This window comes from Pseudomonas sp. MDT1-16, from assembly GCF_054898115.1.
Genome location: NZ_CM142717.1, coordinates 1,426,582 through 1,439,917 on the forward strand (window position 1 = coordinate 1,426,582; position 13,336 = coordinate 1,439,917).

8 protein-coding genes are annotated in these 13,336 nt (G+C 58.9%); 5 read left to right on the top strand and 3 right to left on the bottom strand.

The window, feature by feature from the left end; genetic code table 11:
* Positions 1-2 precede the first annotated feature (2 nt).
* Entirely contained in the window at positions 3-1,382 is a 1,380-nt protein-coding gene (xseA, locus tag ACYZT3_RS06400; RefSeq protein WP_282375271.1) for an exodeoxyribonuclease VII large subunit, read from the bottom strand.
* A gap of 94 nt (positions 1,383-1,476) precedes the next feature.
* On the opposite strand from xseA, the gene ACYZT3_RS06405 reads away from it, so the two are divergent.
* From ACYZT3_RS06405 to guaA, 4 genes are all read left to right on the top strand, one after another.
* Positions 1,477-2,244, top strand: a complete 768-nt coding sequence (locus ACYZT3_RS06405; RefSeq protein ID WP_462031729.1) for a sulfite exporter TauE/SafE family protein — start codon at positions 1,477-1,479, stop codon at positions 2,242-2,244.
* A gap of 61 nt (positions 2,245-2,305) precedes the next feature.
* Positions 2,306-2,854, top strand: a complete 549-nt coding sequence (locus tag ACYZT3_RS06410) for a sugar ABC transporter ATPase (protein ID WP_282375273.1) — start codon at positions 2,306-2,308, stop codon at positions 2,852-2,854.
* 208 nt (positions 2,855-3,062) lie between these two features.
* The gene (guaB, locus tag ACYZT3_RS06415) at positions 3,063-4,532 is read left to right on the top strand and encodes an IMP dehydrogenase (protein ID WP_282375274.1); all 1,470 of its coding nucleotides are present in this window, start codon (positions 3,063-3,065) and stop codon (positions 4,530-4,532) included.
* 100 nt (positions 4,533-4,632) lie between these two features.
* On the top strand, positions 4,633-6,210 hold the full coding sequence (gene guaA, locus ACYZT3_RS06420) for a glutamine-hydrolyzing GMP synthase (protein WP_201114635.1): 1,578 nt from the start codon (positions 4,633-4,635) through the stop codon (positions 6,208-6,210).
* A gap of 75 nt (positions 6,211-6,285) precedes the next feature.
* On the opposite strand, the gene ACYZT3_RS06425 is transcribed toward guaA, so the two are convergent.
* Both ACYZT3_RS06425 and treR read right to left on the bottom strand, forming a co-directional pair.
* Entirely contained in the window at positions 6,286-10,848 is a 4,563-nt protein-coding gene (locus ACYZT3_RS06425; protein WP_462031730.1) for a membrane-targeted effector domain-containing toxin, read from the bottom strand.
* 99 nt (positions 10,849-10,947) lie between these two features.
* Positions 10,948-11,652, bottom strand: a complete 705-nt coding sequence (treR, locus tag ACYZT3_RS06430; protein WP_462031731.1) for a trehalose operon repressor — start codon at positions 11,650-11,652, stop codon at positions 10,948-10,950.
* Between the two features lie 236 nt (positions 11,653-11,888).
* On the opposite strand from treR, the gene treP reads away from it, so the two are divergent.
* Positions 11,889-13,331 (top strand): PTS system trehalose-specific EIIBC component, encoded by a 1,443-nt coding sequence (gene treP, locus ACYZT3_RS06435; RefSeq protein WP_462031732.1) that lies wholly within the window; start codon positions 11,889-11,891, stop codon positions 13,329-13,331.
* Positions 13,332-13,336 lie beyond the last annotated feature (5 nt).

Here is a 13,336-nt window from a genome sequence, read left to right on the forward strand (position 1 = left end):
GATCAATCCAGTAAAGAAAGGGTGACAGGCGTCAGGTGATTGTCTTCGACCCGAACGTGTAGCTCGCCGTTGCCGAGTCTGGCTTTCAGGCGCTGACCCGTGTGGGTTTGCTCGGCGCTGCGAATCGCGTTGCCGCGTTCATCCAACAGAATGCTGTAGCCACGAGCGAGGGTCGCAAGAGGGCTGACCACCTGCAGCGTCTGCACCTGACTTTGCAGTTGCAGACGACGGGATTTGAGCCCTTCGCGCATGGCACGGGGCAGGCGTTCGGCAAAGTTGTCGAGGCGCTGACGAAGCATCGCCAGTTGCCGACCGGGATGTTGCCCGGCGAGGCGGGTTTCCAGACGGATCAGCCGTTCGCGGCGGGTATTGAGGCTGCGTTCGAACGCGCGGCGCATGCGCATGTCCAGGTCATCAAGGCGTTGCGCTTGCTGGCGCAGACGTTCGCCGGGGTGACGAAGGCGACGAGACATGCCTTCCAGGCGCAGTCGATCACGCATCAAACGGTCGCGGATGCGCATCACCAGACGTCGATGCAGGCTTTCGACCCGACGGACCAGATCGCTGGAATCTGGCGCGAGCAGTTCGGCGGCGGCGGAAGGCGTCGGGGCGCGAACGTCGGCCACGAAGTCGCTGATCGACACGTCGGTTTCATGGCCGACGGCGCTGACAATCGGCGTCACGCAAGCATCCACGGCGCGGGCCACGGCTTCTTCGTTGAAGCACCAGAGGTCTTCCAGCGAACCGCCACCACGGGCCAGAATCAGCGCGTCGAAACCGCGGGCGTCCGCCAGTTTCAGTGCGCGGACTATCTGCGCGGTGGCTTCGCGGCCCTGCACGGCAGTGGGGATCAGCGTCAGCTGCACTTGCGGCGCGCGGCGGCGGAATACGCTGATGATGTCGCGGATCACCGCGCCGGTGGGCGAGCTGATGATGCCGATGCGTTGCGGATGCGCCGGCAGCGGTACTTTGCGCTCGGCACTGAACAGGCCTTCGGCGCTGAGTTTTTCCTTCAGCGCATCGAAGGCCAGACGCAGCGCACCGTCACCGGCCGGCTCCACGGTATCGAGGATCAACTGATAGTCGCCGCGGCCCTCGAACAGCGAAACCTTGCCGCGGACCTTGACCGCCAGGCCATCCTTCAACGCCTGACGCACCCGCGCCGCGTTCTGCCGGAACAGTGCGCAACGCACCTGGGCACCGCTGTCCTTGAGGGTGAAATACACATGACCGGACGCCGGACGGGCGAGATTCGAGATTTCGCCTTCAACCCAGATGTTGCTGAACACGTCTTCGAGCAACACCCGCGCGCGGCCGTTGAGCTGGCTGACAGTCAGGACTTCACGGTCCAGGCCGAGTCTTGCAAAGGGATCTTTAATCATGGGGCGCAGTTTAAAGGCATTCGACGATCAATCTCCATGAGTCAAAAGAAATCCCCTAGGATTCAGCGCTAGGGATTTGGGAGTGACGGGGGAGATGAGCGTGCTTGAGTTGTTGAACCAATGGCCATTCGGCGCTACGAATTGGCTGGTGATCGGGTTGGGCATCGCCCTGGCCTACATCGTGTTCGGTATCGCCGGATTTGGCACCGCGTTGGTGGCGGGGCCGATTCTGATTCTGTTCATGCCGCTGTCGAAGATCGTGCCGCTGTTAGTGCTGCTGGATTTCGTCGCGGCGTTCGGCAATCTGCTGCCGTCGCGGCGGGATGTGGCGAAGCCCGAGTTGCTGCGGCTGCTGCCCTGCATGGCGGTGGGCTGCACGCTGGGGGTGATCTTTCTGCTGAACCTCAAATCCGATCTATTGTTGCTGTTGATGGGCTTGTTCATCAGCCTCTATGCGGTTTACAGCCTGTGGGTCAAAACCCGGCCGACGCAATTGTCCGCCGCTTGGGCAGTGCCGATGGGCACGGTAGGCGGGATGTTCGGGGCGCTGTTTGGCAGTGGCGGCTTTTTATATGCGATCTATTTGAACAGTCGGTTACCCAAAGAGGCGGCGCGGGCGACCCAGAGTGCGCTGATCAGTTGCAGCACCGTGGTGCGCTTGAGCCTGTTTGCTGTCGCGGGTGTGTATGCCGAGCTACCCTTGTTGATATTGGCGCTGTGTTTGTTGCCGGCCATGGCATCAGGCTTGTGGATCGGTCGGCGGTTAACCATGAGATTGTCCCGCGAGGCATTCGTGCGGCTGGTGACCTGGTTGGTACTGGCCAGTGGGATTGCCTTGATCGGACGATATTTGAGTACTTGACCTCTGAAGCCGGGGGCTTAAGCTGCCGGGCTTCTTTAAAGCGTTCGCAGCAGGCCGCACCATGAATTCGCAAAGCATCATCGTCCCGAAAATCTCCACACTGCCGGTGCACGAACCCCGGGCCCGGGCGGTCGTGCGTTGGCTGGTGCGCAAGAACATCATTAAAGAAGAACTGACCACCTGCGGTCGCACCGGCAACCGCATGGCTCATGCCATCGGCGACGGTGCCCGCGCTGTAGTGCTGCACCCGGAAGCGCTGCCGTTCGGCGAACCGATCAATGGCCTGGAGATCATCACCAAGCGCTGCATCTATACGCCGGCCAAGGGTTTCCTTGAAGAGGCGGGCTGCGCCGAGTGCCGCAAGGAAGTCGGCGAAGCGCTGTTCGACAGCCTGGAAGAATGGATGCCGGGGCGTACCGATAACTTCACTTGTCCGGAATGCGGGCATGAAGATGACATCAACGGCTTTCTTTTCCTGCAGGAATGCGGTTTTTCCAACCTGGGATTTATCTTCAACAACTGGGCCGAGGCCGGATTCAAGCAGAGCTTTATCGACGAATTTGCCGATTGGCTTGATCAGCCTGTGAGCTGGGTCAAGGTCGAACTGTAGGAGCGGTGCTTGCCCGCGAAGGGATCGACTCGGTGTATCTGATGTACCGCAGCGATGCCTTCGCGGGCAAGCCTCGCTCCTACGGGATTTGTGTACCCCAAACCCCCGTCGATCACTGCATCGATATTAGACAGAGTTTTACATTGAACCCGAGGGGGTGTCTGACTATAATGGCGCGCTTCCATTTTCCCGCTCGGGAGCCCCCGCGATGCTGCGTATCAGCCAAGAAGCTCTGACATTCGACGACATTCTCCTAGTGCCCGGTTATTCCGAGGTGCTTCCTAACGAAGTCAGTCTCAAGACCCGCCTAACCCGTGGCATCGAGCTGAATATTCCTCTGGTTTCTGCCGCCATGGACACCGTCACTGAAGCCCGTCTGGCAATCGCCATGGCTCAGGAAGGTGGCATCGGCATCATCCACAAGAACATGACCATCGAGCAGCAAGCTGCCGAAGTGCGCAAGGTCAAGCGTTATGAGGCCGGCGTGGTCAAGGACCCGATCACCATCGAGGCTGATGCCACGGTTCGTGAACTGTTCGAACTGACCCGCCTGCACAACATCTCCGGCGTTCCGGTACTGCACGATGGCGACCTGGTCGGCATCGTCACCTCCCGCGACGTACGTTTCGAAAACCGTCTGGACGCCACTGTCCGTGAAGTGATGACGCCTAAAGAGCGTCTGGTCACGGTCAAGGAAGGCGCCGACAAGAACGACGTCCGCGAGTTGTTGCACAAAAACCGCATTGAACGCGTGCTGATCGTCGACGACAAATTTGCCCTCAAAGGCATGATGACCGTCAACGACATCGAAAAAGCCAAGGCTTACCCACTGGCCAGCAAAGACGATCAAGGTCGTCTGCGTGTTGGCGCTGCAGTCGGTACCGGTAAAGACACCGGTGATCGCGTCGCTGCCCTGGTCAATGCCGGCGTTGACGTGGTGGTGGTCGACACCGCTCACGGTCACTCCAAAGGTGTGATCGACCGCGTTCGCTGGGTCAAGCAGAACTTCCCGGAAGTGCAGGTCATCGGCGGCAACATCGCCACCGGCGCTGCCGCCAAGGCTCTGGCTGAAGCAGGCGCCGATGCGGTCAAGGTCGGTATCGGCCCAGGCTCGATCTGCACCACCCGTATCGTTGCCGGTGTCGGTGTCCCGCAAATCAGTGCCATCGCCAACGTCGCCGCAGCCCTTGAAGGCACTGGCGTTCCGTTGATCGCCGACGGCGGCATCCGTTTCTCCGGTGACCTGTCCAAGGCCATCGTTGCCGGTGCTTCCTGCGTGATGATGGGCTCGATGTTCGCCGGTACTGAAGAAGCGCCAGGCGAGATCGAATTGTTCCAGGGTCGTTCGTACAAGGCTTACCGCGGCATGGGTTCGCTGGGCGCCATGTCCCAGGCTCAAGGCTCTTCCGACCGTTACTTCCAGGACTCCTCGGCAGGCGCCGAGAAACTGGTTCCGGAAGGTATTGAAGGGCGTGTTCCTTACAAGGGCACCTTGAGCGCCATCATCCATCAACTGATGGGCGGCCTGCGTTCCTCGATGGGTTACACCGGCAGCGCCGACATCGAAGAAATGCGCACCAAGCCAGAGTTCGTGCGGATCACCGGTGCCGGCATGGCCGAGTCCCACGTTCACGACGTACAAATCACCAAAGAAGCGCCAAACTACCGCGTAGGTTGAGGCTTCCAGCAATAAGTTAAGTAACCGGGGCTGTTTTTATTCAGCCCCGAGTTGTTTCTGAATCACGACTGTTTCTGAATTACTTAGACGAGACTGAATCATGGCCCTCGACATTCACGCTCACCGCATCCTGATCCTCGACTTCGGTTCCCAGTACACCCAGCTGATTGCCCGCCGCGTGCGTGAAATCGGCGTGTACTGCGAACTGCATCCGTTCGACATGGACGACGAAGCGATTCGCGAATTCGCGCCGAAAGGGATCATCCTCGCCGGCGGCCCCGAGTCGGTGCACGTTGCTGATAGTCCGCGCGCACCGCAAGCCGTGTTTGACCTGGGCGTACCGGTCTTCGGTATCTGCTATGGCATGCAGACCATGGCCGAGCAACTGGGCGGCAAGGTGGAAGGTTCCGAGCTGCGTGAGTTCGGTTACGCCCGTGTCGACGTGGTCGGCAAGAGCCGCCTGCTTGACGGCATCGAAGACCACATCGACGCTGACGGCCTGTTCGGCCTCGACGTGTGGATGAGCCACGGTGACAAAGTCACCAAGATGCCGCAGGAATTCCACATCCTGGCCAGCACCCCGAGCTGCCCGATTGCCGGTATGTTCGACGACGCTCGCGGCTACTACGGCGTGCAGTTCCACCCGGAAGTGACTCACACCAAGCAGGGCGGTCGCATCCTGTCGCGCTTCATCCTCGACATCTGCGGCTGCGAAGCCCTGTGGACGCCTTCGAAAATCGCTGAAGACGCCATCGCCAACATTCGCGCCCAGGTCGGTACCGACAACGTATTGCTCGGCCTGTCCGGCGGCGTTGATTCATCGGTAGTTGCCGCGCTCCTGCACAAAGCCATTGGCGACCAACTGACCTGCGTCTTCGTCGACAACGGCCTGCTGCGTCTGCACGAAGGCGAGCAAGTGATGGCCATGTTCGCTGAGAACATGGGCGTCAAAGTGATCCGCGCCAATGCTGCCGACCAGTTCCTCGATAACCTGGCAGGCGAGTCGGACCCCGAGAAGAAGCGCAAGATCATCGGCCGTACGTTCATCGACGTGTTTGACGCCGAATCCTGCAAGCTGGACAACATCAAGTACCTGGCCCAAGGCACCATCTACCCCGATGTGATCGAGTCGGCTGGCGCCAAAAGCGGCAAGGCCCACGTGATCAAGTCGCACCACAACGTGGGTGGCCTGCCGGAAGAAATGAACCTCAAGCTGGTTGAACCCCTGCGCGAGCTGTTCAAGGACGAAGTCCGTCGTCTGGGCCTGGAACTGGGTCTGCCGTACGACATGGTCTACCGCCACCCGTTCCCGGGCCCGGGCCTGGGCGTGCGGATCCTCGGTGAAGTGAAGAAGGAGTACGCCGACCTGCTGCGTCGCGCCGACCACATCTTCATCGAAGAACTGCGCAAGGCCGACTGGTATCACAAAGTCAGCCAGGCGTTCGTGGTGTTCCAGCCGGTGAAATCGGTTGGGGTGGTAGGCGATGGCCGTCGTTACGCCTGGGTGGTTGCCCTGCGTGCGGTGGAAACCATCGACTTCATGACCGCGCGTTGGGCTCACCTGCCTTACGAACTGCTGGAAACCGTCAGCGGCCGCATCATCAATGAAATCGAAGGCATCTCCCGCGTCACGTACGACGTGTCGAGCAAGCCGCCAGCGACCATTGAGTGGGAATGAACCCATGCAGGCCGTGATGGCTTGAGCTAGAAAAGAACCGTGTGAATTCGATTTCACACGGTTTTTTTTTGCCGATTACAGCGGCTTTGACCAACCCGCCAGCCTCATGCCCGTAGTGTCGAGTGCCCGTAACAGTTCTTTGATGCTGCCATAGCGCTTGCCACTCACTGAAACCCACTGAGCACGTTCGATATAGAACTGGTCTCCATCAGCATTGATGCGGGTGAATACCAGTTCATTCGTGCGACTGCGGTGCACTACATAGGTCGAGAGCGGATCCCGCTTCAGGGTGTACATTCCCGCACGTGACAGCAATTGCTCGATTTCGGGCATCGTTTGTGACATCCAGGGGACTGCCACTCGCAGCCGCAAGTCGCCCTTTACCGAGGCACTTGCACTGCCCGGAGTGTTTTCGATAAGCATGCTTGCCCCCGGATCGATATCGATACCGGTTGCGCTGCCTTCAGCAACATCCTCAGTGCGCAGCCCGATGGCTTCCTCGAGTTCGCTGATACCGGCAATCCCCTTGTAGCTGTTGGAGTGGGTGTTGCCCACCAGCGCCACCCACTTGTGAGCACCTCGCACCGCCTGATCGGACCGGATGATGGTTCTGGCGAAGTAGTTCATCATTTTCTGGCGCACCCCGTCGGCAATGGTCTGACCTTGCGTGTCGCGCACCACCAGGCCGTCGATCCGGTAACTCGCCATGGAGTCGAGTGCCTGAACCCGGATGCCGTACTTGCCCGCCTGTTTGACCAGTGCGAGAAACGTGTAGCGGCGAAGGGGATCGCTCATGTGGCCGATGTCGAGATTTTTCAGGTATTTCTCAAGCTCTGGGGGTAACACTTGGGTTTCGGCAAAGGTATCCAGATCCGCTTGGTGAAAGTCGGTCAGCAAATGTTCCATGTAAAGCGTCTTCACCTTGTTTCGGGCCAGCAGTTCCATGTTGTTGATCAGGAGTTGCTTGCTGCCGATATCGCTATGGCTTTCGCCAATGACCAGTCCCCGCGCATGTTCCAGCGTGGCCTCGATGATTTCTTGTGCCGAGGCATCGGGGGCGAGTTGCGGAATGGGCGGTCGCGGGGGCAGTTCGGGATTGTCGTAAAACCGCACTGCATCACGATAAAGGCGTTTTCTGCTGGCTTTGAAATCCCGGAAGGGATCATTTTCCATGAGGCTGTCGTACTCATCTCGCAGCGCATAGGTTTCATGTCCGTCGGCGCCCGCCTTCAGGGCAGCTCTCTGCGTCGGTGGAACCTCATAGGGCGAGGCGGGCAGACTTGCCAATGGCGGCACTGTCAGCTCAGGCGTCTTTCCGCCGCCCTTGAGGCCGCTGCGTGGCATGGTTTCCCATTCACCCTGTGCGTTCAGGCGTACGGGGATCGTTCCCGGGAACCGGTTGGGAAACTCGGGATTGATAATGACCCAGTGTCCGTCGCCCCCGATATCACCCTCGAAGCGCACGTAGTACGCGGTGTCATTCATCATGATGGCGGTGGATGGGTCGGAATCGAGTCGGTAGATGCCTTGGTAGTTTCCGGTCTCGCTGACGGGCGTGAGTCCTTCGAGCAGTTCGTTGGCTTGCCAGTTGTCCGGCACCGCTGGGCCTTGTGGAGTCTGCGGCAGGGTGGGGGCGAGTTCGTCAGCCAATTCAGACCAGCCCATTGGCCTCATGCCCCTGGCGATCAATCGCTGTTTGAGTGCACTGAGGTTATCCACAGTCATGGACTTGTAGGCGGGCGCCAAAGGGGTATCAAGATTGAGCCTGCCACCGGGTGTCGAGCGGATGACGCTGTCGGCCATCCGAAAATTGGCGTCACGATAAAACACCAAAACGCTGCTTCTGTAACGCTGAAAGGTAAACATCCCAGGTTCCGACAATAACGATTTTAATGCTTGCGGGGATCGGTAGACCCAAGGTGTTTGCATCTGCACACGCCAGTCGCCTTTGATCAGCGCCTGGATGCCGTCGGGATCAGTCAGTCCTACCGCCTCATCGACAGGAGAGTCCGGATAATCCGCATACTCCACCGCGAGTCCCGGGTCGACGCTGATGGGTTGTGCCTGACCCGGCGTCACGTCGTCGATACGAATGCTCAGCGCGTCAGTCTGTTCGCTGATGCCCCGATAGCCTCGGAAGGTCGTCATGTTTTCCTGGTTGACCAAGGCTACCCATTTCGCCGGCCCCTTGAAATTTTCATTGGCGTGGATGACTTCGCTGGCGAAAAAACTACGCGCCATCTGGTCACCAGGCGGCCGGGAAAAAGGGTCTCTACCGATGTTGTAAGTCATCGACATATCGATGGCTTGAACCCGGATACGCTGGGCATTGGCGGCTTTTACCAGCGCCAGCAGATTGAATGTGCCATCGGGATCATTGCCCGCTTTGATGTCGAGTTTCTTCAGGTAATTTTCCAGCTCTTCAGGCATTTCGCCGGTTCGTGCGAAGGCGTCCAGATCAAGCTGATTAAGGTTTGCCAGTAATTTCTGCAAATACAATGTCTTCACTCCGCGTTGCGCGAGGGCGGGCATGTTTTCGATCAGGAATTGTTTGCTGCCGATACTCCCGTAACTTTCGCCGATGATCAGCCCCGGCGTATTCGCGAATGCCGAATCAAGCAGCTCGGCCGGTGTTTCGATCAACTGGGCGGCCGATACCGGCATTCGGGGAGCCGGTGGATGAAGTTCGTACCAAGCCCTGGCGTCGCGAACCAGGATTGTGCGAGGTTCCCGGTGAGCCCATTCGAACTCGCGCAACGCGTCTGTTTCGCCACCTCGCAAGTCTGCCCCTCCGAGTGCCAATTCCCTCATTTCAGAGGCTTCCAGCCCGGGGACATGAACGCCGGGCAATCGCGCCCATTCCTCGACGACAGTTTCAGTTGTCGCACCACCGGCAGAAACAGGCGGTACTTCCATGCCACCCCTCAGACCCAACCTGGGAACGATCTCCCATTTTCCTTCGCTCAACCGTACGGGAATTGACCCTGTGAAGGCATCAGGGTTGGCCGGATCGATGATTGCCCAATGACCACGCCCGTTGGGATCGTTTTCAAAGCGCACGTTATAGGCTGTGTCGTTGAGTTTGATTGCCCTTGAAGGATTGGACGCGAGCCGGTAAGTGCCTTGAAATTTACCCGGTTCATGCTCCAGAGCATCTTCGCTGAGTGGCTCATCGATTACCCAGACCTTGGGCACCTTCGTGCTTGACGGCGTAGTGCGTGGTTCCGCAACCTCGAGGTCGGTCGCCGGGCCAGTCACTTTGGCCGGTTGCGTGGACTCAATCAGATCCGCCATTTCCGCCGCTTCGGCAGCGTCGACCTCGGGGCCGACTTCTGCCAGCGTACCGGGGCCTTTCAGGACGAGCAGGTTGAACAGCAAATCAATGCCACTGAGCACGGCGCCCAGGATGCCGGCCTTGCGCTCTTCGGCAGTTTTTGCATTGACCGCCTGGTCGATGTTCAAGCCCATGCTGGCGACGCTGGCGCCGACCAAGGGCAGTGCGATGGGCCAACCAAGGACAGCCATCGGACCGAATGCTTTGATGCCGGCGCTGAGGAAACCGATCCAGAGTTTTTTGCGCAGATCGCCATTAGAGGTCAACGATAGCTCGGCCTCGGCGAACATTGCCTTTTTGGTGGTGTCGCGCAACCAACTGAATGCATCACCCTGAACGATCTGGTTTTTCTGGTTGATCATGTGATGGTCGTACTTGCCCCACGTTCTGACCAACCGATTCATGATATCGGTGAGGTTTTCGGCGATGGTCTGTCGGTCGGAGAGGGAGAAGTGGGTCATGAAAGTCTGACGTGCCTCCTCCGCGTTCATCCTTTGAAACATCCAGACGTGCATGTCTGTGATGGTTTCCAGCACCTGGAAGGCATTGGTTTCGCCGGGCAGGTAAACGATCTGTCGACCTTTGGGGGCGACGATCCGCAGAATATTGGTAGCGACGTAGCCATCGATGTCCAGGGAGCGGACGCGCAATTGCGTATCGGGGTGTTCCGATTGCAACTGTTGCAGGCTGATCGGCCAAGTGATCGGGCCCATGACGGCGTTTACCGCGAGATTGAAATCTTCGTCGCTCAGCTGGCGTTTGTCCCGTGCCTGCACGGCGTTAATCAGGAAGTTGCATTTGGCCAACGTGCGGAAGTCGTTGGAACTGTTATTCCAGAATTCGCTCAGTTGCTGGCGGTAGAGCGAACTGATATCGACGCTCCAGAAGTCTTTCAGCACCTCGTTGCCATGCAGGCGCACTTCGTTGGTTTCATCGAAAGAGCCGGCTGCCGGGCCGACGCTATAGAAGCCCCCGTACAGGTCGAGCAAGTCAGCGTTGTCCTGGTCGGTGGCGCGGAAGCGGTGGATCACCAACTGTGTCAGGGTCATGGAGGAGGTCGGCGTGTCATCGACATGCTCCCAGCCGGTGAAGGCTTTCGAGCTGCTTTGGGCCGCCGTGAAGCGATGGAAGTACACCCGATCCGGATCGAGGCCGACGATGCCGTATTTTTTCAGCAGGTCGCTGGCAACTTCGTGGGCCGTGTCTTGCAGGCTGGGGCACGTCTGGATCACGGTGGTGGCAATCGCCTTGAGCGCTGCCTTGTCGGCGGCATTGGGCCGTGGACGGATTTGGGTCGGGTTCATGCTCTCTATCCTTGAGAAATGGGCGTCGAGGATGAGCCGTTCACTCAAGGAATGTGCACTACATAGTTATGCCCATGTGCGATTCAGTACCGTGTAGTGTCACCGCCGGGCCACGTCCGAAAAGTAGAACTTGTCCAGGGTATGCCGCGATTCGGTGTATTCAAACTGGCGGCCGTCCTGCAGGAAAGTCTGATTGCTGACCACGATCACATGGCTTTGACCGTCGAGGTCCAGGTGTTGCTGGTCGTCTTTGCTGCGGGGCACGGCTTCGATGGTGCGCTGGGCGTAGGCGATTTGCAGTTGCAGGGTCTGCTCGATGAAGGCGTAGATCGATTGTTCGGCGATGTCGCGGGACAGGCCGGGAATCACGTCGCTGACGAAATGGTTGATGTCGAGGATCACCCGTTTGCCATCGATCCGCCGCACGCGCTTGATCCGCGTGATCAGGCTGCCTTTTTCAGCCTTGATGTGTTCGAGCAGCGGGCCTTCGAGGGGGATCTGGGTGAATTCGACCACCTTGGTGCTGACGTCGTTGCCCAGCCGCGGGTAAGTCTCCTGGAAGCTGACGATGCCGCCCAGCTGGAATTCGATCGGGTTGGTCGACAGCACGAAGGTGCCTTTACCGTGGACTTTCTGGGCGAAACCGCGCTCCTGAAGTTGCTCGATGGCTTTGCGCACGGTGCCGCGACTGGCCTGGTAGCTGTCCATCAATTCGGTTTCGGAGGGCAATCGTGCGCCGCGTTCCAGACGTTCGGTCGTGATGCTGGCAAGCAGATCGCTGTAGATCTGGTTGTATTTACTCATTGGGATGGCTCTGTGCCGCGATGTGCTCAAGGTTTCGAACCTTAAGGGCAGGGTAGGGGTTTGTCCATGCGGCTTTGGGTTTCATCGACTTCAAAGGTAGGAAATGTCGCCGCCGGTCGGGTTCAGAATAAACAAATCAAACTCGTCTGTACGAGTTGTTGCTTTAACTCGTACAGACGAGTACTTTTCGTTTCGGCGTGCTGCCAATAACAAAAAACTACAGCGGAAGATCAAGCATGAGCCACGACTATCCGAACATCGCCAGCGAGCTGCTGCAAAGCCTCGGTGGCAGCGACAACCTCGAGCAGGCCGCGCACTGCGTCACACGGCTGCGCCTGGCCCTCAAGGACCCGAGCCTGGTCAACAGCGCCACGCTGAACCAGATCGATCTGGTCAAAGGCTCGTTCTTCACCGGCGGCCTGTTCCAAGTCGTTATAGGCCCTGGTGAAGTCGAAAAGGTCTACGCAGAACTGCGCCGTCAAACCGGTCTCGCGGCTTCAACCATCGCCGACGTTAAACAAAAAAGCGCCGACAAGATCAACGCCATGCAGCGTCTGGTGCGGGTGTTTTCCGACGTCTTCATGCCCATCCTCCCGGCGCTGATCATTGCCGGCCTGCTGATGGGCATCAACAACCTGATCGGCGCCAGAGGCATGTTCATCGAGGGCAAGACCCTGTTGGACGCCTACCCTAAGCTTGACGGGCTCTGGAGCCTGATCAACCTCATGGCCAACACCTCGTTTGTGTTCCTCCCTGCGTTGGTGGGTTGGTCGGCAGCCAAACGGTTTGGCGGCAGCGAAATCCTCGGCATCGTGCTCGGCTTAATGCTCGTTCACCCCGATCTGCTCAACGCCTGGAACTACGGCAAGGCAGTTGCGGGTCTCGACGGCCAGAGCCTGCCGTACTTCGACATCCTCGGGTTGTTCCAGATCGAGAAGGTGGGTTACCAAGGGCAGATCCTGCCGATCCTGATGGCGGCCTACGTGATGAGCGTCATCGAAAAATGGCTGCGGGCACGGGTGCCGAACGCGGTGCAATTGCTGGTGGTGCCGATCACCACCATCGTCGTCACCGGCGTGTTGGCGCTGGCGGTGATTGGCCCGGTGACCCGGCATCTGGGGATTCTCATCACCGAAGGCGTGGTCATGCTGTTCGACCTGGCACCGATGGTCGGCGGCGCGATCTTCGGTTTGCTCTATGCACCGTTGGTGATCACCGGCATGCACCACATGTTTCTTGCGGTCGACTTGCAACTGATCTCCACCCAGGGCGGCACCTTCATCTGGCCGATGATTGTCATGTCCAACCTCGCCCAAGGCAGCGCGGCACTGGCGGTGTTCTACATGACCCGTAACGTGCGGGATAAAAGCATGGCCTCGACCTCGGCGATTTCTGCGTACTTCGGCATCACCGAGCCGGCCATGTTCGGGGTCAACCTGCGCTACAAATTCCCGTTCTACGCGGCCCTGATCGGCTCGGCCCTGGGCTGCATCTTCCTGTCGCTGAACAAGGTCCAGGCCTCGGCCATCGGCGTCGGCGGCTTGCCCGGTTTCATCTCGATCATTCCGCAGTTCATTCCGATGTTCGTGATCGGGATGGTCATTGCCATGGTCGTGCCGTTTGTTCTGACCTGCGGGTTGAGCATGAAGATTGTTAGGCCTGGGTATCGGGTCGCCTGAGGGGC

What these genes read in the sequence shown, in the direction of transcription:
- xseA (WP_282375271.1), bottom strand. Translation starts at nt 1,382, where the DNA reads ATGATTAAAGATCCCTTTGCAAGACTCGGCCTGGACCGTGAAGTCCTG.
- ACYZT3_RS06405 (WP_462031729.1), top strand. Translation starts at nt 1,477, where the DNA reads ATGAGCGTGCTTGAGTTGTTGAACCAATGGCCATTCGGCGCTACGAAT.
- ACYZT3_RS06410 (WP_282375273.1), top strand. Translation starts at nt 2,306, where the DNA reads ATGAATTCGCAAAGCATCATCGTCCCGAAAATCTCCACACTGCCGGTG.
- guaB (WP_282375274.1), top strand. Translation starts at nt 3,063, where the DNA reads ATGCTGCGTATCAGCCAAGAAGCTCTGACATTCGACGACATTCTCCTA.
- guaA (WP_201114635.1), top strand. Translation starts at nt 4,633, where the DNA reads ATGGCCCTCGACATTCACGCTCACCGCATCCTGATCCTCGACTTCGGT.
- ACYZT3_RS06425 (WP_462031730.1), bottom strand. Translation starts at nt 10,848, where the DNA reads ATGAACCCGACCCAAATCCGTCCACGGCCCAATGCCGCCGACAAGGCA.
- treR (WP_462031731.1), bottom strand. Translation starts at nt 11,652, where the DNA reads ATGAGTAAATACAACCAGATCTACAGCGATCTGCTTGCCAGCATCACG.
- treP (WP_462031732.1), top strand. Translation starts at nt 11,889, where the DNA reads ATGAGCCACGACTATCCGAACATCGCCAGCGAGCTGCTGCAAAGCCTC.